Source organism: Streptomyces sp. NBC_00076 (genome assembly GCF_045041235.1).
GTDB lineage: Bacteria > Actinomycetota > Actinomycetes > Streptomycetales > Streptomycetaceae > Streptomyces.
On record NZ_CP108242.1, the window covers coordinates 1,237,181 to 1,257,545 of the forward strand.

Annotated in this window: 16 protein-coding genes and 2 pseudogenes; 11 read left to right on the plus strand and 7 right to left on the minus strand. The window is 70.6% G+C overall.

Features of this window, described 5'->3' with window-relative positions:
• Positions 1-116 precede the first annotated feature (116 nt).
• Both OHA64_RS05690 and OHA64_RS05695 read left to right on the plus strand, forming a co-directional pair.
• Positions 117-779: a DUF4230 domain-containing protein gene (locus OHA64_RS05690; RefSeq protein ID WP_405608793.1), complete on the plus strand. Its 663-nt coding sequence runs from the start codon at positions 117-119 to the stop codon at positions 777-779.
• 208 nt (positions 780-987) lie between these two features.
• Entirely contained in the window at positions 988-1,596 is a 609-nt protein-coding gene (locus tag OHA64_RS05695) for a VanZ family protein (protein ID WP_405608796.1), read from the plus strand.
• A gap of 89 nt (positions 1,597-1,685) precedes the next feature.
• Here the strand turns inward: OHA64_RS05695 and OHA64_RS05700 are convergent, their stop codons facing one another.
• Positions 1,686-1,922, minus strand: coding sequence for a hypothetical protein (locus OHA64_RS05700; RefSeq protein WP_405608799.1), 237 nt, complete (start codon positions 1,920-1,922; stop codon positions 1,686-1,688).
• 204 nt (positions 1,923-2,126) lie between these two features.
• Here OHA64_RS05700 and OHA64_RS05705 point away from each other — a divergent pair, with 204 nt between their 5' ends.
• The 4 genes and pseudogenes from OHA64_RS05705 to OHA64_RS05720 all read left to right on the plus strand — a co-directional run bounded on the left by OHA64_RS05705 (position 2,127) and on the right by OHA64_RS05720 (position 6,265).
• Positions 2,127-3,170 carry a PHP domain-containing protein gene (locus OHA64_RS05705; protein ID WP_405608802.1) on the plus strand — a complete coding sequence of 348 codons (1,044 nt, stop codon included), beginning with the start codon at positions 2,127-2,129 and terminating at the stop codon, positions 3,168-3,170.
• Between the two features lie 81 nt (positions 3,171-3,251).
• Positions 3,252-3,908, plus strand: a complete 657-nt coding sequence (locus OHA64_RS05710; RefSeq protein ID WP_405608805.1) for an HAD family hydrolase — start codon at positions 3,252-3,254, stop codon at positions 3,906-3,908.
• Between the two features lie 52 nt (positions 3,909-3,960).
• A pseudogene (locus tag OHA64_RS05715) lies at positions 3,961-4,901 on the plus strand (FUSC family protein).
• Positions 4,902-5,284: 383 nt separating this feature from the next.
• A complete protein-coding gene (locus OHA64_RS05720) occupies positions 5,285-6,265 on the plus strand; it encodes an SDR family NAD(P)-dependent oxidoreductase (protein ID WP_405608808.1) in 981 nt (326 codons plus the stop codon).
• A 128-nt stretch (positions 6,266-6,393) separates the two neighbouring features.
• Here OHA64_RS05720 and OHA64_RS05725 read toward each other — a convergent pair.
• Positions 6,394-6,477: pseudogene (locus OHA64_RS05725) on the minus strand (dipeptidase); the annotation flags it as partial.
• A gap of 43 nt (positions 6,478-6,520) precedes the next feature.
• On the opposite strand from OHA64_RS05725, the gene OHA64_RS05730 reads away from it, so the two are divergent.
• Genes OHA64_RS05730 through OHA64_RS05745 form a run of 4 tightly spaced genes read left to right on the plus strand, consistent with a single transcriptional unit; the run spans position 6,521 to position 12,322 of the window.
• On the plus strand, positions 6,521-8,062 hold the full coding sequence (locus OHA64_RS05730; protein WP_405608811.1) for a site-specific integrase: 1,542 nt from the start codon (positions 6,521-6,523) through the stop codon (positions 8,060-8,062).
• A complete protein-coding gene (locus tag OHA64_RS05735) occupies positions 8,059-9,792 on the plus strand; it encodes a hypothetical protein (protein ID WP_405608814.1) in 1,734 nt (577 codons plus the stop codon). The genes OHA64_RS05730 and OHA64_RS05735 overlap by 4 nt, the downstream gene beginning before the upstream one ends.
• Positions 9,789-11,912, plus strand: coding sequence for an integrase (locus OHA64_RS05740; protein WP_405608817.1), 2,124 nt, complete (start codon positions 9,789-9,791; stop codon positions 11,910-11,912). The genes OHA64_RS05735 and OHA64_RS05740 overlap by 4 nt, the downstream gene beginning before the upstream one ends.
• Positions 11,909-12,322 carry a hypothetical protein gene (locus OHA64_RS05745; protein WP_405608820.1) on the plus strand — a complete coding sequence of 138 codons (414 nt, stop codon included), beginning with the start codon at positions 11,909-11,911 and terminating at the stop codon, positions 12,320-12,322. Before OHA64_RS05740 ends, OHA64_RS05745 begins: the two co-directional genes overlap by 4 nt.
• A 91-nt stretch (positions 12,323-12,413) precedes the next feature.
• Here the strand turns inward: OHA64_RS05745 and OHA64_RS05750 are convergent, their stop codons facing one another.
• Both OHA64_RS05750 and OHA64_RS05755 read right to left on the minus strand, forming a co-directional pair.
• A complete protein-coding gene (locus OHA64_RS05750) occupies positions 12,414-13,241 on the minus strand; it encodes a M55 family metallopeptidase (RefSeq protein WP_405608823.1) in 828 nt (275 codons plus the stop codon).
• A 232-nt stretch (positions 13,242-13,473) separates the two neighbouring features.
• On the minus strand, positions 13,474-14,073 hold the full coding sequence (locus OHA64_RS05755) for a M15 family metallopeptidase (protein WP_405608826.1): 600 nt from the start codon (positions 14,071-14,073) through the stop codon (positions 13,474-13,476).
• Between the two features lie 108 nt (positions 14,074-14,181).
• Here OHA64_RS05755 and OHA64_RS05760 point away from each other — a divergent pair, with 108 nt between their 5' ends.
• Positions 14,182-15,210 carry an SDR family oxidoreductase gene (locus OHA64_RS05760; RefSeq protein ID WP_405608829.1) on the plus strand — a complete coding sequence of 343 codons (1,029 nt, stop codon included), beginning with the start codon at positions 14,182-14,184 and terminating at the stop codon, positions 15,208-15,210.
• 100 nt (positions 15,211-15,310) lie between these two features.
• Here the strand turns inward: OHA64_RS05760 and OHA64_RS05765 are convergent, their stop codons facing one another.
• The 3 genes from OHA64_RS05765 to OHA64_RS05775 form a co-directional block, all read right to left on the minus strand.
• Positions 15,311-15,592, minus strand: a complete 282-nt coding sequence (locus OHA64_RS05765; protein WP_405608832.1) for a hypothetical protein — start codon at positions 15,590-15,592, stop codon at positions 15,311-15,313.
• A gap of 418 nt (positions 15,593-16,010) precedes the next feature.
• The gene (locus OHA64_RS05770) at positions 16,011-17,042 is read right to left on the minus strand and encodes a phosphotransferase family protein (RefSeq protein WP_405608835.1); all 1,032 of its coding nucleotides are present in this window, start codon (positions 17,040-17,042) and stop codon (positions 16,011-16,013) included.
• Positions 17,043-17,081: 39 nt separating this feature from the next.
• Positions 17,082-20,285 carry a cytochrome P450 gene (locus OHA64_RS05775; protein WP_405608838.1) on the minus strand — a complete coding sequence of 1,068 codons (3,204 nt, stop codon included), beginning with the start codon at positions 20,283-20,285 and terminating at the stop codon, positions 17,082-17,084.
• Positions 20,286-20,365 lie beyond the last annotated feature (80 nt).

The window sequence follows — 20,365 nt, forward strand, 5'->3', positions numbered from 1 at the left end:
GGTTTCCTTCACGCTAGTGCGCCCCCTTGCCCCCGTCAGCGGTGTCAATCGGCCAACACGTCGGTCTGCCAAGGCCTTCGAGGGGCATGCGAACGGTAGGAAGGAGGGCCGTCGCCATGACGACTCCCATCAGGAGCACCTCCCGTCGCATGCCCGGCTGGGCGAAGGCGGTGAGCGCCGTGGTACTCGTGCTCGTCGTGTTCTTTGCGGGGATCCGGCTGAGTGTGCTGCCGGGCCTCAAGGACCTGTTCGGCACCGAGACCCACGACCGAACCGGCCCCGCACTGCTCCAGTCCATCCAGGACATCAGCCGTTACGACGCCGCCTCCGGCAATTTCCAGGTCGTCGTGGACCTGGAAAAGGACACCAAGTACCTGCCCGACGCGATCCGCGGCTCCCGCACCCTGTACGTCGGGGCGGGCTCCGTCGACGCCTACGTCGACCTCGGCAAGGTCGCCAAGAACGACGTGACGGTCAACGCCGACCGTACGTCCGCCACTCTGCGGCTGCCGCACGCCCGGCTCGGCAAGGCAGCTCTGGACGCCGACCGCTCCTACGCCGTCTCCAAGCAACGCGGTCTCCTCGACCGCTTCGGCGACCTCTTCTCGGACAACCCCAACAGCGAGCAGGCCGTGCAGAAGCTCGCCGTGCGGCACATCACCGACGCCGCGAAGGAGAGCGAACTGACCAGGCGTGCCGAGACCAACACCACCACCATGCTGAAGGGGCTGCTCGGCTCCCTCGGCTTCAAGGAGGTGAAGGTCGCCTACGGCACCTGATCACCCGCCGTGGATCCCCGGCAGGACGAGGGAATCCAGCAGGGGCCCCACCAGCAGCCAGGCCATGTGGTCGCCGACGTGGCCTGGCTGCTGGCGAACGGGACCGTTCTTCGCCTCTGCGTGACCCCGGAGGTACAGGGGGTGAATCGTCTGGCCGTTCGCGGGTAACCGCGTCACGACACGGGGAACTTGCACTCTGGAGGACTGGATGGCCTGGGCAGCCGAACGAACGCGCGCAGTGTTGCGCACCCGCACCCGCACCTCCAAGACCGAGCGCCCTCCGCGGAAGCCGAGCCGGGAACGGCGTTCGGAGCGGGCTTCAGCGCGGCGTTCGGAGCAGAGATCGAGCCGGGAACGGCGTCCCCTGCCCTGGCCCCTGCGTCTGCTGGCGGTGCTCTGCGCGTTCGCCTTCATGGTGGCGTTCGCCGTCGTCCTGGCGCGGCTGACCCTGGAGCCCTCCCCCGCGTCGGTGGATCTGACGCACACCAACATCCATCCGGGCCGTTCCCTGCGGGCCTATGTGGATCAGCCCGAACTGCGGGACGCCGTCAAGCAGATCGGCGGCAACCTGCTGCTGGGCATCCCGTTCGGCATCCTGGTGCCGGTCGTGGCTCCCGGCACCCGCGGGATCCTGCGCATCCTGCTGCTGACCGCGATCGTGATGCTCATGGTGGAGTTCGCCCAGGGAGCGTTGATCACCGGGCGGGCCTTCGACATCGACGACGTCATCCTCAACACCACCGGCGCGCTCGTCGGCTACCTCCTGCTGGGGCGGCGGCTGAGCCGGGCGGTGCACGCGCGCAAGCCGAAGGTGTGACCGAGGCCGCCCGCGCGAACGCACCGCGGACGGTTCGGCCGCCCAGCCTTGGGTCGGCGTCCGCCGGACGTGGACGCCGACCCGGTCGATCAGTGCCGGTGCCAGGTGAACTTGTCCCCGCCCACCCAGCGGACCACCTCCGGGTCGTCCAGGTCGTGGACCGTGATGCCGAAAGCCGCCGCGGCCTCCAGGACGTCGGTGACGGTCTTCGCCTCGCCGATCACCTGGCCGTCGATCTCCACGATCCGGAACGGCGGCGTGCCCGGCTGCACCCCGAGCACCAGGATCCGCGGCTGGGCGATGTGTGGGCTCGCGCTTTCGGTCATGGATAGAGCCTAGAGCGCATCGTGCGAGAGGGAGAGGCGTACGTCACCCGACCAGCGGGCCGAGCACCGCCGCCCTCCACCGCGCGAGGCTGATGCCGACGTCCCGTTCCCGCCCGATCGCGTACCGGAGGAGCCACCCACTCGTCGTGCGGTCCCCGGGCAGCTGGGGAACGCTGGAGGTTCCAGGTGGAGGTGGAGGTGGTGATGGATCCCGTCGAGGCCTTGGAACGGATCGCCTTTCTGCTGGAGCGGTCCAGCGCGCCCACGTACCGCGTGCGCGCCTTCCGTACGGCCTCCCGTGTGCTGTCCCCGATGTCCGACGCGGAGGTCCGCGAGCGGGCGGACGCCGGGACGCTGGAGGCCCTGAAGGGGGTCGGCCCGAAGACGGCGCAGGTGGTGCGCGAGGCGCTGGAGGGGCGGGTGCCCGGCTATCTGGAGAAGCTGGAGGGCGAGGCCGACGCCGCGGCGCCGTCGACGCCGGGCGGGGATGGGCTGCGGGCCCTGCTGCGCGGGGACTGCCATCTGCACTCGGACTGGTCCGACGGCGGCAGCCCGATCGACGAGATGGGCCGGGCCGCGGCCGAGATCGGCCACGAGTGGGCCGCGCTGACCGACCACTCGCCGCGGCTGACCGTGGCTCGCGGGCTGTCGCCCGAGCGGCTGCGCCACCAGCTGGAGGTGGTGGCGGAGCTGAACGAGACATGGGCGCCGTTCCGGCTGCTGACGGGCATCGAGTGCGACATCCTCGACGACGGCTCGCTCGACCAGGAACCCGACCTGCTCGATCAGCTGGACGTCGTGGTGGTGTCCGTGCACTCCAAGCTGCGGATGGACGCCCGCTCGATGACCCGGCGCATGGTGGCCGCCGTACGCGATCCGCACGCGGACGTCCTCGGGCACTGCACCGGTCGGCTGGTGACGGGGCGGGGGCGGCCCGAGTCGGAGTTCGACGCCGAGGAGGTGTTCGCGGCGTGCGCCGAGTCCGGTACGGCGGTGGAGATCAACAGCCGCCCCGAGCGCCTCGATCCGCCACGGCGACTGCTGCGCGCGGCCGTACGGGCGGGCGTGCTGTTCTCGATCGACACCGACGCGCACGCACCCGGCCAGCTGGACTGGCAGATCCACGGCTGCGCCCGTGCGCAGGAGTGCGAGGTGCCCGCCGACCGTGTGGTCACGACCTGGTCCCTGGCGGAGCTGCTGGCCTGGACCCGGGAGGGCCGGATTCCGGCTCGCGTGGCGAGCGGCTGACGTGGTACTCGACGCGCTGACCGGGCGGCCGGCGGGGTACGCGACGCGCCGACCGGCGGTATGGGACGAAAGGACGGGTATATGGGACGGGCCGCGGTGTTCGACGTCGACGGGACCCTCGTCGACACCAACCACCTCCACGTGGTGACCTGGTGGGAGGCCTTCCGACAGGCGGGGCACCGGGTACCGACGCACGCCATCCACCGGGCGATCGGGCTCGGCTCCACCGACCTGATCGCCCACCTCCTCGGCGACGACCGGGACCCGGCACGGGACGCGGAACTGAGCGCCGCGCACAAGGCGCTGTACGGGCAGTACTTCGACCGGCTGCCCGCGTTCCAGGACGCCGGGCGGCTGCTGCGGCGGCTCGACCGGGACGGCTGGACGGTGGTGCTCGCCACGTCGGCGGGCGGTGCCGAGCTGTCCGCGCTGCGTCGCGCGCTCGACGCGGACGACGCGATCACCGACACGGCGAGCGCCGACGACGTCGACGAGGGCAAGCCCTCGCCCGAGCCCGTCGAACACGCCCTGGAGCTGGCCGGTGTCGCCCCCGAGCAGGCGGTCTTCGTCGGCGACACCGTCTGGGACATGCGCGCGGGCAGCCGGGCCGGGGTGCGCTGCGTCGGCGTCCTGTGCGGCGGCATCCCGCGGACCGACCTGGCCGGGGCGGGGGCGACCGAGATCTACGACGACCCCGCGGACCTGCTGGCCTCCCTGGCGGACAGCCCCCTGGCATGATCCGACCGAAAAACCCAGGTGAGGGGCCTCTCGACGCGGATACCCACCGTGCATGACGCGTATGACAGATGCGGTACGACCGTACGGTGGCCGTCCGGCCGACGCGCTGCGCCGGGATGCCCTTGCCGTCGCCCGGGCCGCCCGGGCCGTCCGGCGCGGTCCCGGCCGGGAGCGCGATCTGGTCGTGCAGTCGTTGAAGGCGGCAGCGGAAGGCACTGATCGCCTGGTTCGTGGCGAGCGACCTGCGGGGCGATCCGATGGCGTTGATGGCGCCCTGGGTGGCGCTGGTGCTGGTGCAGGCCACCGTCTACAGCTCGCTGCGGCAGGGCGCGCAGCAATGGGTGGCCCTCTGTGCCGGAACCCTGCTGGCGTCGGCGGCCCAGGCCCTCGCCGGCAGCACGCTGGGCGCGCTGGCCCTGTCCGTGCCGGTGCTGATGCTGCTCGCGAACTGGTCCCGCTTCGGCGACCAGGGGATCTACGGCGCGACCACCGCCGTCTTCACCCTCGGGAACCCTCTCGGCGTCGGCGGTCGGGCACCGCGTCGGACAGGCACTGCTGGGCGCGGTGATCGGGGCCGCGATCAATGCCCTCGTCCTGCCGCCGATCCATCTGCGGGACGTGCGGGAGAACCTCGCGGCACTCGCCCGGGAGGCCGGCGACGTGTTGCACACCGTCGGCGCGGATCTGCGGGAGACGGAGTGGGACGCGCGGACCGCGGCGCGCTGGTCGAGCGCTTCGGCCCGGTTGGAGCGGTGCCTGGAGGCGCTGCGGTCGGCCCGCGGCTGGAGCCGGGAGAGCCTGAAGCTGACCTCCGGCCCGCTGCGACCGGCGGGAGGCTCCGAGGACGCGATGCGGGAGCTGCACGAACGGTTGCAGCACGGTCTGCGGGAGCACTCCGCGCACGGAGCCACCACGACGGCCGTCCTGGGAACCCTTTTGTTGCAGGCCGAGAAACTCTGGACCGAGGCCGTTCCGGCCGCTGACGAGCGGTGACACGGATCACCCCGGTTCGCGGCCAACCACGGAACACCCAGGGGTGGTTGTCCGTTGAACAGACCGTGGGTGCGGATGGGACAGTGTCCCCGGGCCTCACCTTTTGCCCACAGGGACGATCGTTCGGCTGAAGCCCTGTGGAGCGTTTCGCCGAGAGGCGACCGCCATCCGCGCCCACACGAGACCAGCCCCGACCGTGATTCCCCCGTCCGGTCGGGGCTTCCCTCTGTCCGGACACCGCCTGCCCCGTGCCGGAACCGCGCTGCCCCGGCCCAGCGCGCTCGACGTCGAGGATGCCTGACCTCGATCACCCTTGACCTCGAGGACGCCTGACCTCGAGGACGCTTGACTTGGAGCACGCTCCAATCCGTAGCGTTTCGGACATGAGCACTGCACGCACCGCACGTACCGCACAGCACAAGATCGGCTCGGGGTTCGGCGCCCACAGCAGCGCCGCCGACGTCCTGGCCGGCATCGACCTGACCGGAAAGCTCGCGCTCGTCACCGGCGGCTACTCGGGTCTCGGCCTGGAGACCTCCCGCGCCCTGCACGCGGCCGGCGCCCGGGTCGTCGTCCCGGCCCGCCGCCCCGCCGCCGCACGGGAAGCCCTGGCCGGCGTCGACGGGGTCGAGGTGGACGAACTGGACCTCGGCGACCTGGACAGCGTCCGCGCCTTCGCCGAGCGGTTCCTCGCCTCGGGCCGCACGCTCGACCTCGTCATCGACAACGCCGGGATCATGGCCTGCCCGGAGACCAGGGTGGGGCCCGGCTGGGAGGCGCAGTTCGCCACGAACCACCTGGGCCACTTCGCCCTCGTCAACCGGCTGTGGCCGGCGATCGAGCCCGGTGGTGCCCGGGTGGTGTCGGTGTCCTCGCGCGGCCACCACTTCTCCGGCATCCGCTGGGACGACGTCGACTGGCAGGACGGCTACGACAAGTGGCAGGCATACGGGCAGGCCAAGACCGCGAACGTCCTGTTGGCCGTCCACCTCGACCGGCTCGCCCGGGACCGCGGCGTACAGGCCTTCGCGCTGCACCCCGGTGGCATCCTCACCCCTCTCCAGCGGCACCTGCCCAGGGAGGAGATGGTGGCGAACGGCTGGATCGACGAGGACGGCACCCCGATCCCGCAGGAGGGCATGAAGACTCCCGAGCAGGGCGCGGCCACCCAGGTCTGGGCGGCGACCTCACCCCGGCTGGCCGGCCTGGGCGGCGTCTACCTGGAGGACTGCGACATCGCGGACCCGGCACCGGCCGACGGCGAGCGCACAGGCGTCAAGGACTACGCGATCGACCCCGAGCAGGCGGCCCGGCTGTGGGACCTGTCGGCCGAGCGGACGGGCGTGAACGCGTTCGCCGACTGAACTAGGGAAGAAATCTCTTCTCCGCGAAGCGGTCACTGTTGGGCGTCCCCGGAGCGCATCGGGCGCGCGGGGGCAGGGTCCGGGGCGAGGAGCGGGGCGGGGGACATGGTCGACGACGTCGTTGCGGGCAGTTCGCTCGGCCCGTAGAGCGCGGTCGGCGCGCCGGTCTCCAGAGCCCAGTAGCGGTCTCCGTACGACCAGTGCCAGAACTTCCCTGATGATTGGATGTGTTCAAGCATCAGGGGAGGAGCGAGTGTGAGTGAGTGGCATGTGGTGTGGGTGCCCGACCCGGGCCGGTGGGGGACGCTTCCTGAAGCGGGAGTGTTGGGGGTCGAGGACCTGCCGACGGCGGTCGAGCGGATCGGCTTGATGCCGGGTGATCCTGTCTTCATCGCCCCAGATTTCACCATCGACTCCGACCTGTTGGAATTCGTTCTGTCGAAGCACTTCCGCTTCCTTGCGCGGGAGACGAAGCGGAACTACGCCACGGACATTCGAATCCTCCTGACATTCCTGTCGTCGCGCGGGATCGACTGGCGCCGGGCCTCCGAGCAGGACCTGCTCAACTACAGGACTTGGCGTTGTGATGCTCCGCGGAATCCCGAGCGAATCAGCGGGTCGAAATGGAACCGTGAGGCAGCCGCCTTCACCCGCCTGTTCAAGTGGGCGAGGGTGAGCCCGCGACCGGTGGATGCGTCCCGGCGGGAGGACCGTGCGGCTGACTCGGTCAGCGCCCGGGTGTCGTGGCTGACACCGCGTACGTGGAGCTTGTGGTCGGACGTCGGGCTGCGCGGTCACGGCCGCGACAGAGTGCCGAGTTGGGGATGGGACGCACGGACCGAGGCCCGTAACACCTCGTTTGTGCAGTTCATCTTGAGTTCGGGGCTTCGGCGGCAGGAGGGCGGGTCGCTGTTGACGTTCGAGCTGCCCGCTCAGCGGTTGCAGCACGGGCGCTACCAGCATGGCCAGCTCGCCGGGGCAGTGACCCGGTCGAAGAACGGCCGCACTTTCTATACCTCGCTGGATGCCCTGGGGCAGGTCGAGACCTACGTACAGTCGGAGCGCGCTTGGGCGGTAAAGCGCGCTCAGCAGATGGGCCGTTACGAGCGGGTCGAGCAGATGCGTCTCGTCACGAAGGTGACTCGTGGCCGGGCGCCACGGGTCTTCTGGGTCGACCGGGATGGTGTCGAAGGCCATCAGTACTTGACTCATCTGGGCTGGCGGGAACGGCAGTGGCTGTTCATCGAGGGCCCGGAGGGGCCGGAGCCTGCGTGGCTGTGGCTGACCGAGCAGGGCTTGCCGATGCTTCCCGACCGTTGGAACACGGTGTTCACCACGGCGAACCTGCGCTGCGAGCAGGTTTTGTTGACCCCCGCCGAGCGGGAAGTGGGCCGGAACCTCCGCGCCGCAGAAGTCCGGGGCCGGACTCCGTACGCGACCCCACACTCCACGCGTCACTCCTTCGCGCTGTACATGCTCATCGTGCTGAACCAGCTGATGGAAGCCCGTTTCGGATTGACCGCGCAGGACCGCCGGGACTTCGCGATGCTGTTCGGCGATCCCTGGTGGCTGGTCAAGACCCTCCTCGGGCACGCGGACGTCGAGACGACCAAGCGTCATTACCTGGCTCCGGTCGCACATCTGCAGCTCGAAGCAATCCTGGCGACAGCCGAGGCCGACGGGCCCGACCGCGAGGTCGAGGACATCGACGGCGTGTTCGCGCGGCTCGCGAAGGAGTCGGCCGGGATCCAGGACATCGACGTCATTGTCGACCGGCTGCCGGAGGCCGGCCGGTGAGCCGCCGCGGGCGTCGGGCGGTCCTGCCGCCGACCGACTTCACGACTGAGCCACCGCTTGCCGCAAACGGCCTGGTGGTCACCATCGTCAACAAGGCCGGCCACGGGAAGGACTTCGACTTCTCCGACCTGCCGGTCCCGCAGCCGATGCAGCGCTCCCTGGCAACGGTGTTCGCTGCCCAGCAGGGGAGATGGACCAGCCACTACAGCGCCACAGCCGCCTGGAACAGGCTGAAGGTGTTCGCCGACTTCGTCTCCGGTCTCGAGACTCTTCCCGACGATTTGACCGACCTGGACGCGGCGACGCTCAAGCGCTGGCGGCTGCAGAACATCAGCACCAACACCGGTCGCACCACGCTGCGGGTAGTCCATCGGATACTCCGCGGCGACCCCCGGTTGAGCGAAGGGCCGGTCGCAGAGGAGCTGGCCCGTCGCGTTCCCGCACCGAAGCCCGTCAGGAAGTCCTACGACGAGGCGGAACGCGAGCACGTGCTGCTGGCAGCAGGCCGTCAGTTCCGGGCTGCCTGGCTCAGGATCCGGGAGAACAGTGAACTGCTGGAGAGGTGGCGGGCGGGAGCCCTGGATGAGGGCAGCCGTGACTGGCGGCTCGCGGAAGCGCTGGACCATGTGGCTCGTGTCGGGGACGTGCCCCGTACGCAGTTGCCGAGTGGTCGACAGGCCATCACCAACCGCGGATTGCTGGGCGGCCGCGACGTCGAGCACACGTGGGGCCGACTGTTCCTGACCCCGTCGGAGCTGACAGCCCTGGCCGTACTGCTGACCGATCGCTTCGGCTGGAACCTCTCCGCCTATGACCGTATGCCGGCCCCGACCAGGGCTCCGTCGGTCGCGGAGAGCACGAACGTGACCTACCACGTGAAGGTCGAGAAGCGCCGGGCCGGGAACGGCCGCTGGTTCTCCACGGAGAACATCACCGACTCCGGGGCCGACTCCCCAGGGCGATTGATCACACAGGCACTGCAGGCCACGCTCCATGGACGGCTCCTGGCTGCGCAACTGGCTCCGGGCACGGACCTGTTGATGACAGCCCGCGCGGTTCGGCAGAAGGGCGGACGCAAGGACATGGACCGTCCCCCGGCAGTGGGCCCGATCGTTTTCGGTGTCTCGGGTGTCGACGGAAAGTCCTGGGCGATCGAACACAAGCTGAACGGCTCGCCCTTCCGCCAGATCCGACGCACAACGGTGACTCGGGAGGGCAAGCCTCTCCAGCAAACGCAAGGGACGCACGAGAGCGTCTACGTGCTGCCCGACCAAAAGGTCCGGCAAGCCTCGCAGCAGACCTTCGAGGACGGCGCGCTCGAAGCTCTCGACCAAGCGCAGAAGATCTTCTTCCGCGGCCACCTCGCCCAAGGTCCGGACCCGGCCCACGGGCAGACCGCGACCGCGGACTGCGCGGACGAGACCACCACACCATGGCCTGCCCCGGACGGCGGCTGCGGAGCCGACTTCCTCCTCTGCCTCGCCTGCCCTAACGCACACGTCCACCCAGGTCACCACCCCCGCCTCGCCCTCCTTCACGAACACATCCAGGGCCTGCGGTCGGCGATGCCTGAACACAGATGGCACCAGCGCTGGTACGAGCACTGGCAGCGGCTCGACGACCTGGCGGACAAGGTCGGCCGTCCGTCCTGGGCTGCCGCTCGGGTACGGGCCAGCGACACCGACCGCTCCCTGGTCGATCTCCTGCTGAAGGGACAACTTGCCTCATGAGCCTCCCTCTTGCCTCGGAGAGCGACCCCTATCTGCTGCCGATCCCCACCCCGGACAGCCCGGTCGTCCTTCCTCGTTGGATCAGCTCCGGAAACGCCAACCCCAACGGTCGTTACCAGGAGCCGGTCTGGCCGCTCGGGCCGCTCATCGACCGTCCCGGCGCCAGCCTGATCAAGATCCACTGGAGGAACTGCCCTGATCCGATGACGGGGCAGATCAAGCAGGTGACCTGGATTCTGTTGAACGGCCAGCTGCGACCCACCTACCTCCAGAGCCGAGGGATGCGGGCCCGTCCCAGAGGCTCCGCCAATGAGATGCGGGAAACCTGCTACGAGTGGATGCGACTCGGCCGCTGGCTGTACACCGCTGGCGTCAAAGATCTGCGTGGCTGCACCGACGACCACTGGACTGCTTACGTCACGGACCGCTTCCGCACCAATCCGACCCGGCACCGCGCTGAGGAAGCTCTGAGTCGCCTCACCGATCTGTGGGCATTCGACCAGCTCTGCACTCAGCCCATCGGCGTCACGCAACCACCATGGGAACGGGAAGGCGTCGACGACTATCTGCCATCCTCCACCCCGCAGGACACCGGCGAGAACACAACCGAGCCGCTGGATCCGAGCGTGGTGAGCCCGCTACTGATGTGGGCGATCCGCATGGTCGACGACCTCGCGGACAACATCCTGGCCGCCTGGGTGGAATGGCGCCGCATGCAGCAGGCGGCCATCACCAACCCGAGCTCGCCCGCAGGATTGGCCGCGCTTGATGACTACCTCTTGCCCCGACTCGCCGCGGGCACGGGCCTGCCGACCACCGGGTGGCGCGGCAAGACTGTCCTGGCCGCAACATTCATCGCGGCCACCGTCGGCTGCAGCGTCAACCAGGTCAGTGGCTTTCGACAACGCCATGAGCTCAGCACGCTGCGGCCAGGGCCCTGCCCGCTCCCGGTAGCCGTGACCGGGCAGATCAACGGCAGGCCCTGGCGCGAGCACCTCGACTTCAACGAGGTCTCGACCTTGATGAGGCAGTTGGCCACCGCCGCGATGATCGTCTGCCTCTATCTGACCGGCATGCGACCGCAGGAAGTACAAGGTCTGCGGTCCGGCTGCTGCCCCGACCCTGAGGACGGCGGCCGCCATCTCATCCGCAGTCACCACTACAAGAACGTCACCGACGACGACGGCCGGCACGTCTCGGCCGGTGAGGAACGGGAGGTCCCCTGGGTCGCCATCACCCCGGTCGTCCGCGCGATCCGAGTCCTTGAGCGCATGGTCCCCGAGGGCGAACTGCTCTTCAGCTCCGCCCATCACGACTTTGCCCGCGGCCGCCAGCGCGGCGGCGCTTTGAAGAACAGCAGCATGAACCAGCGGATCGAGGACTTCATCGCCTGGAGCAACCGGGAGACCGAATCCCACGGGTTGCAGGACCAGGGCGTCCCCCAAGACCCTCACGGCGCCATCGGGCTCGGGCGGTTCCGCCGGACCCTGGCGTGGCACATCGCCCGCAGACCTGGTGGCCTCGTCGCACTCGCGATCCAGTACGGCCACATGCGCACCGTCCTCGACGCCCGTACGTCCAGCGGGTACGGCAGCCGAAGCCGCCGCGGCATCCACAGTGTCCTTGATGTCGAGACCGCTCTGGCCGCCGCTGACACCGCCGCGCGGCTGCGGGACCGCCTCGCCGCCGGCGAGAAGATTTCCGGGCCTGCCGCCCGACGAGCCCTCACCGCCGCCGTCCAGGCGCCACGATTCGAGGGCCGTACCGTCACCCAGAAGTTCGCCAAACAGGCCGCCGACTACCTGGCCCGCGACGGCCTGGTCCTCTTCGACAACCCAGACGCTTCGCTGATCTGCGTCTTCAAGCGCGACAACGCGCTCTGCGAACCAGGCCCCGACGCAACCGCCCCGAACCAGTTCGACTGCCGCCCCGGCTGCGGGAACGCCGTCCGCCTCGACAGCCACGCGACCGAACTGCTGGAAGAGACCGACCGCATCAACAAACTCGCGGCCCTCTCCCCTCAGCCGCTGGCCAGGCGCCTTCGCATCACCGCCGAGCAATACCGCGCCATCGCCGACACTCACCACGCCACCGCCCAACCTGCCGAGGACCTGTCGTGACCGAGCAATCCACCGACGAGCGGACACGCATCCGTGCCGCCATGGACCGGCTACTCACCGGCCGGCCCACAGCCTCCGACGGCGCACTGACCGTCGTCGCTCTCGCGGCCGAAGCCGGTGTTCACCGCATGGCCCTTCAGAAGCGCCATGCGGACCTGAAGGCCGAGTTCTACGAACGCGTCCGCACCGAGACGAAGCAACCCCCGGAATCGGAAAAGCGGCTCCGCAAGACCGTGTCCGACCTGAAGGAAACCGTTGCCGCACAGAAGGCTGAAATCACGGCGCTCCGGCACCAAGTCACTCAACTCGCACTCGCGAACGCCGTCCTCACCCGTCACGGCGGGAGGGCGGGGAAGCCCCCGGAAGAGGTGCCGGACAATGTCGTTCCCCTCCATACGACGGGAGGGTGACCACCTGACCTATTCTGCCTGCCGGATGGCCATCCACAGCGGTACCTCGGAATGAACTTGACCTGGAGCGATACAGTTCTGTGCACAGAGGTCAGCAGTAAGGTGGCTGGTTGGTCATGGAAGCTGCCACACGCATCCACACTCCGAACTGTCGATAGAGGTCGGGTAGAGCACCTTGTGCCTGAACGGTGCGGAAGTCCGTGGCAGAGACCCCAGGGATTCCCTGAAGCGCAGAGGCCACTGAGGCCGACTGCCATCGGACAGTGAGGGTTGCCGATTCCGAAGCCGTCGATGTTGTCCGCGGTGAAACGAGACCGGCGGCAACGGCCTTTTCGATTGCTGCGCGTGCCTCATCCGCTGGGCGTAGTTCGGCCGCGAAGCGGTCGTGGGCGAACTTCACAGCCACGGTGGTGACCGAAGCATCCCACTCGGTCATTTCTTCGCAGGCCCGGTCGTCGCCGGTGAGGACCACCACGGGGACGCCGAGGGCTGCTGCCGTGGCGTGGGCCAGGCCGATCTCCCCCACCGGCTGGCCGTCCAGCCACATGTCCTCGATCTCATGGCCCATGAAACTGTGGCTCAGCACACCGAGCGTGCCGGCCCGGGAGTGGTAGCCGACGCAGAGCACGGCGTCGTGGCCGGCAGAGAGACCGTCGAGCATGCCCATGTTCTTGGGTTTGCCGCGGATGAGACGCGCCGCAGGGTGCAGGGCCTCGGGCAGGAGGTTACGCATGGGACCATGTGCGTCGTTCACGGTGATGTGGGTGGCACCTGCAGTCACTGCTCCCCGGATGGCCGCGTTGACGTCCTCGGCCATCATCTGACGCCCGTGCTCATAGTCCCGGCCGCCGGGCTGAACATCGTCAGCGTCGACGAGCCCTGTAATGCCTTCCATGTCCACACTGATGTAGATCCGCACCTGGCCAGCTCCTCATCCTTGATCACATGGACGACGTCAGCCGCACCATCGACGGTTCCCCCATCTGCGGCGCCTTCAGGCTCGACTTCGGACGACTTCCTGCGCCGCCAGGCAGGACTGCTTCCGTCGCTTAGCGCCACGCATCACAGAAGTTGAGGCAGAACCGAAATTCGTGAACATCTCTCCAGACGAAGACGACCGGGCGCCGCCCGAAGCGCTGCCTACGGTGACCTCAAGCCTGAACACAAGAACTTGACTGGGAACACCACTCGGTGGGGTAGTTGATCAGGCCGGCCGCGCTCAGGGCCGCTCCCAGAACGGCCCGGTTGGCCCGTGCCTCGTCGGAGATGTGGGCGGCGGCGGTGTAGCAGGCGCCGTCGCTCTGTTCCGGGGACGCGTTCATGGGTGTGCCGAGGTCGAGTTCGCGGCCGTCCGCGTGGGCCAGGGTCAGGTCCACGGCGGCGCCCGCCGAGTGCGGGGCGATCTCGGGCGGGGACACATAGCGGCTGGCCGCCGTGCGGATGCCATCGGCGGGCCAGTCCGGGTGATCGGCGCGCAGTTCGTCGGCGTACTTCTCGAAGTAGGACCGCTGCAGGGCAGGGGGCCGGTATCCCTCGACGAAGAGCAGCCGCAGACCCTGCGGCAGCAGGGCCTCGGCCCGCAGCAGGCGGTCGAGGACGCCCTGCCGCAGGAGGGCCTCGGCGCCGTGGGAGTCCTTGTGCTTCCGGTCGTCGACGCGAAGGGAGCCCCGTACGTCGACCAGCGCTTCGCCGCACTCCTCGACCGGAACGGCGGCGACCCTGGCGTCGGACATCAGGATGATCTCACTCATAAGGTGATCGTCTCCTGGGCGGAAGTGCGGTCGCCAGCCGCGTGCACCACTCCCAGCGGGGTACTCGGGGCGCTCCCCCGTCGAACCACCGGCCGTGAGGAGCCGAAGGTGAGCACTTCAACGGGCAGCAGGATTGTCGTCACGGGCGCCACCGGCAATGTCGGTACCAGCGTGGTGCGCCTTCTCTCCGAGGATTCGGCGGTCGGTTCCGTGCGGGGGCTGGCCCGCCGGATCCCGGACTGGGCGCCGCCGAAGACGGAATGGTCGGCGGTCGACCTGGCGTCCGACCAGTCCGATCTCGTCAAGGAGTTCGAGGGCGCCACCGCCGTCATCCATCTGGCCTGGGCGTTCCAGCCCACCCACGACCCGGCGGCGACCTGGCGCACCAATGTGCTCGGCTCGATCCGGGTCTTCGAGGCGGTGGCCTCGGCGGGCGTGCCGACGCTGGTGCACGCGTCGTCGGTCGGCGCGTACTCCCCGGGGCCGAAGGAGCACGCGGTCGACGAGTCGTGGCCCACCCACGGCTGGCCGGATGCCGCGTACTGCCGGGAGAAGGCCTATCTGGAGCGTGCCCTGGACACCTTCGAGCGCGACCACCCCGAAGTCCGGGTGGTCCGTATGCGCCCGGCCTTCCTGTTCAAGCGGGCGTCGGCGAGCGAGCAGCGCCGTATCTTCGGCGGGCGTTTTCTGCCCGGGCCGCTGGCCCGGCCCGAGCTGTTGCCGTTCCTGCCCGACATCCCGGGCCTGCGCGTGCAGGCGCTGCACACCGACGACGCGGCGAAGGCGTACCGTCTCGCGCTGCACTCCGACGTCCACGGCGCCTTCAACCTGGCAGGCGAGCCGACCGTCGACGCGGAGCTGCTCGGTGAGATGCTCGGCGCCCGTCCGGTCCGGCTGCCGCGTACCGCGGCCCGCTCGGCGGTCGCCGCCGCGTGGGGGCTGCATCTGCTGCCGGCCTCTCCCCATCTCTTCGACGCGGTGCTGAGGCTTCCGCTGATGCACTGCAGCCGCGCCCGCACGGAACTGGGCTGGCGCCCGGACCACACGGCGGCGGAGGTGCTGGAGGAGTTCCTGCACGGCATGCAGCAGGGCGCGGGGGCGCGGACGGAGCCGATGCAGGGCCACAAGGTCGGCTGACCTCGGCGGCGGTACGGCGGTAGGCGGTACGTGGGAGGTACGGGCACGCGATCCGGGCCCCCGAGGGCCGCCCGACGGCCGGGACGCCTCGGGCGGCCGGTCAGCCGGTGGGTTCGTCCGGGACCGGGTGCTCGGGGTCCACGGCGCCCGAGTGCGGGGCGCCCCGCCTGCCCGTTCCCGACTCGTCGGTGTCGGGGACGTCGGCGGCCGCCTCGTCGGGATCCTCGGAGTCGTCGGGCTCGGTGGTGTCGAGGGTGTCGCCCCGCGCGCTGCCGGCACCCACCTCCCAGGGGTCCTCGCCGTCGTGCGCCTGCTGGTCCGGCGGGTCGCGCGGTACGGGCTCACCGTTCTCTCCGGGTCCTTCGCTGCGGTGGTCGTCCACGGCGCACTCCCTTCGCTTCGTGGGGTTCGGGGCGCCACGCGAGTACCTCCGCGCCGATCAGCGAAACGTCAGTGCGGCACCCGCTCCTAGCCGTCCACATGGCGACCGGCGCCCACACCTGCGGTCACTCGCGTTCGTGGGGCGTGGCCGACTCGGTCCGGGCGCCGTGCGCCACCCGGGCGGCCGGCCCTCGGGAGCCGACTCGGGTCGCCCGCCGCCGCGCGCGAAGTAGGCGGCGTCGCCAGGATCGCCGCCCCGACGGTGACCGCGTCCGGCCCGGGCCGCCCGAGCTCGACGCTCGCCTTCCCGGCTGGATGACGCAGGGTGCACGACATCGCGCAGCGTCGTACGGCGTCGTACGGCGTCGTACGGCGGGCAGGATCCGGGCGCCCGGGCTGGAGCCCGCCCCAGCAACCGATCAGGACGCGCTCCGGCTGGACGAGGAAGCGGCGGGCGCCCCCTTCTCGATCTCCTCCAGGGCCGCGACGAGTTCCGGGGCGACATTCTCCTGGACCCATCGCCGCTGGCCCGCGTCGACCGCCCGGGGCACTGTCTCCGTGAGCATGATCAGGTAGAGGTAGGCGCGGTAGAGGGCGAGGCGCAGGCGGGCGGGGCCGTCGAACACCCCCCGGCCGCCGGCCTCCCGGTAGCCCGCGAGGAAGGCCTCGTCCCGCTTGATGTCCCCGAGCAGCGCCAGGGAGACGAAGTCGGCCAGTGGGTCGCCCCAGAACATGCGCTCCCCGTCGATGAGCCCGCCGATCCGGGGCGCCTCCCCCGCCGGGCGGTCCACCAGGATGTTCCCCGGCCACAGGTCGAAGTGGACCAGGCACGGGACGGTGACCTCGTCCAACGCGCCGTGGGCGGACCGGAGGGTACGGGCCACCTCGTCGACGGGGCGGGGCAGGCGGGCCCGGTAGTGGCGGGCGTCTTCGAGGACGGCATCGGTCATGGCCGTGAAGGCGGTGCGCCAGTCGGGGACGAGCGGGCCGAGGGCACCGGACGGGTAGCCGAAGCCGGGCCCGGTCACCTCGTGCAGACGGGCGAGGTGGCGGCCCAACTCGGCGCGCAGAGAGGCCTGTTCGGTGGGCGTCAGCGAACCGTTCCAGGGTTCGCCTGGGCAGGCCGTCATCAGCAGATGCCCTGGGGCGGTGTCCGTGTACCCGCCGAGCGCGAGGACGTGCGGCGCCGGGACGCCGGCCCCGGCCGCCGCACGGTAGAACTCCGCCTCGGAGAGCAGCAGTCGCTGCTCGTGGCGCAGACCGGGGACGGTCGCGGCGGGAGGGACCTTCAGCACGTAGCGGCTGCCGTCGGTGAGGACGAGTTCCTCGACGGTGTTGTACGTGCCGCCGGTCAGGGGGCGCAGCCGGTCGAGCCGGTCGGGGGCCAGGCGGGCACCTTCCAGCACCTGCCGCGCCCGTCTCCAGGAATCCGATGTGCCCGCCTGATCCACGGAGTCCGCCACCTGCGCCCGCCCTTCCCTGTCTCCCGGTCAGCCGGCCGCGTACACGTCCTCCACGTAGCGGCCGTCCCGCACCAGCCCGTCGAGCCACCGCTCGGCGGCCGACTCGTCGGCGTCCGGGGTGCGCTCCCGGTACAGGGTACGGAACGCGTCCCGCACCCCCGGCGCCATCCGCGAACCGTCGCCGCAGACGTACACCCGGGCGCCCGCGTCGAGCAATTCCCAGACCTCGTCGGCCTCGGCGGCGACGCGGTGCTGCACGAAGGCCACCCCGGCCTCCGGGGCGGTGCTGAAGGCGGGGCGGAGCCGTACCGCGCCGGCGGCCTCGGCGGCGCGCAGTTCGTCGGCGTGCAGGAAGTCGGCGTCGGGGGCGTCGCAACCGAAGTAGCAGATCGCGGGCGGGAGTTGCTCGCCCCGAGCCATGGTGGCGACACGGTCGGCGACGGCTCCGCGGAAGGGGGCCAGGCCGGTGCCGGCCGCGATCATGACGACCGGTCGGGCGTGGTCGACGCGGAAGGCGTCCCGGCAGGGCTGGACGCGGGCCAGGACGGTGTCCCCGGGCTGCACGCCGACGAGGTAGCCGGAGCCGACGCCCCGGTAGGTGCCGTCGCCCACGGGCGTCCTTCCGCTCGAGCTCAGCCGGGAGTGGGAGCGGGCGGGTGCCTCCAGGAGCGAGACCATCAGGTCGACGTGCCCGGGGGAGGCCGCCGGGGACGAGGACACCGAGTAGTGGCGCGGGCGCAGCGGCGGGAGGAGGTCGAGCAGGGCGGGCCAGTCGAGGGAGCCGCGCAGGGCGGGGTAGGACTCGAAGAGCTCCACCAGCGTGCGCGGGTCGTCCACGAGGGCGGCCAGGTGAGCGCGCTCCGGCGGGCAGGGGTTGGCGGCGGCCAGGACGGACAGCTGGTCGGCGGTCGGGCGGTGCTGCAACTCCACGTGGTGGGCGAGTAGTTGACGTACCGTCAAGGGGCGGTCCACGGCGAGTCCGTCGCGGCGCGGGCGGGAAGGACGGATGTCCAGCACGTCGTCGAGGTCGACACCGAACGCGTCCGCGGACCGCTCGACGAGCGTCTTGTCGTTGGCGGGGAGGACGGTGACGTGGTCGGCGGTGCGGTAGGTGGTGCCGGCCGGCAGGGCGAGCCGGACGAACCGCTTGAGGCGGGGGTGGCCGGGCGCGGTGAGGTCGTACGCCTCCGCCACGGTGATCGGGACCAGGCCGTGCCGCTCGGCCAGGGCGTCCAGCGGGCCGCCGGTCAGGGTCCGGACCTCGTACCCGGCGGTCGGCTCCGGCTCGGCGGCGACGAGGGCGTCCGGGTCGCCGTATGCCTCGAGAAGCGCGGTGCGGAGCCCGGCGGTGAAGGCGCGGACGGTGCCGGTGAGGTCGCCGGAGGCGTCCGCGGCCGCGCGGTCCAGGAGACGGGTCGCGCCGAGGCCGGCGAGACGTTCGTCGATGCGGGTGGGGACGTGCTGGTAGGTCGCGGCCCAGTTGCGGTCGCCGACGCCGAGGACCGCGTAGCGGATGCCGGTCGCGTCGGTGATCTCGTCGAGTCGGCCGGCGAACTCCCTTGCGTCGTCGGTGGGTTGGCCATTGTATGAGGCGGCGGTGATCACGACCGGACGGTCCGTGGGAAGGTGATCGGCGTACGCGTCCAGGGGCGCGACCTCCGTCTCGCAGCCCAGTGCGGCGGCCTCGTCGGCGAGTTGGGCTGCGAAGTCGCGGCAGGTGCCGTAGTTGCTGCCGTGCAGGAAGAGGGCGCGGGTGCCGGCGCGGACCCGGGCCGGGAGCTCGGCCTCGACCCGGGTGTCGTCAGCGGTCGTCGGGACCGCGCCCGGCAGGGGCGGGTGGGCGCGGTCGGCGGCGGTGCGCGGGGCCAGGGTGAGGGTGAAGCCGTCCGGCTTGAGGGTGAGGGCCTCCTTGATGGTGAGCCGGTAGTCGGCGTGGTCGTTCAGCCGGTAGCGGTGCACCAGCAGGGCGAGCAGCATGGTGGCCTCGTGCAGGGCGAACTGCCGCCCGATGCAGGCGCGTTCGCCGGTGCCGAAGGGCTTGAAGGCGTGCGGTGAGCGGGTGGTCTCCGCCTCGGGGGTGAAACGGGCGGGGTCGAACAGCTCGGGGTTGTCGCCCCATGCGGGCTGCCGGTGCAGCATCGGCGCGATCACGGTGAGGGTCTGTCCGGCGCGCAGCGGGATGGTCCCGCCGAGCAGGGTGTCCTCGCGGGCCTGTCGGCTGAAGGCGGCGGCGGTGGGCCACAGCCGCAGGGCCTCGTTGAGGACCTGTCGGGTGTAGGTGAGCCGCCCGACCTCGTCGAAGGTCGGCTCGGGGTCGGCGGTGTCGCCCCACAGCTGGTCGACCTCGCGCTGGACGAGCTGGAGCACTGCCGGGTGCTTGGCCAGGTAGTACATCGCGAAGGACATCGCGCCGGAGGTGGTCTCGTGTCCGGCGATCAGGAAGGTGATGACCTGGTTGCGGATGTTGGTGGTGTCGAGGGTGGTGCCGTCGGCGGGGTGTGTGGCGGTGAGCATGAGCCCGAGGAGGTCGTCGGTACCGCTCTCGCCGGAGGCCACCCGGGCGCTGATCACGTCGTCGACGACCTGCGCCAGATAGCCGGCGTTCGTGGCGAACGCCTCGTCGGCGGCCGTGTAGTCGCCCCCGGGAGTGCGGGCCAGGCGGGTCATCGCCCACTCCAGGCAGCGCACCATCGACTCGACGAAGGGGTGGGGCTCGTCCCGGTCGAAGGAGCCGAAGTCGTAGCCGAACCCGGCGAGCCCGATGGTGTCGAGGGTCATCCGGGTCATGTCGTCGGGGATGTTCACCGGCTGCCCGGCGCGGGCGGCCCGGTCCCAGGAGCCGATCATGCGCTGGGCGACGCGCAGCATCACCGGGTGGTACGTACGCATCGAGCCGAGGGCGAAGGCGGGCATCAGGATGTCGTGGGCCTTGGCCCAGTTGGGCTCGTCGTTGTACGCGGTGAACAGTCCGTCGGCGGCGAACTCGCGGACGTTCTCCAGCGCGGGGCCGATGGCCTTGGCGAACCGGGTCTCGTCGGCGAGTTCGGTGACCAGGTCGAGGTCGGCGACGAAGGTGACGTCCCTCCCGTGCAGCCGCCGCACGAGCACGGGGCCGTGTTCCCGCATCAGCTCCATCACCTGCTGGAGGGGCGTTCGGCCGGGGCCGGTGGCGGAGATGTCGACGAGGGGAACGCCGGGGAGGGACGACGCGGTCTGCGCGGTGGGGGGCATGGACGGGCAACTGCCTTTCGCGGTACGGGAGTACTGCGATCCAGGTTGGTCCACCGAGCCCGTCGGTCCGTACCGACCGC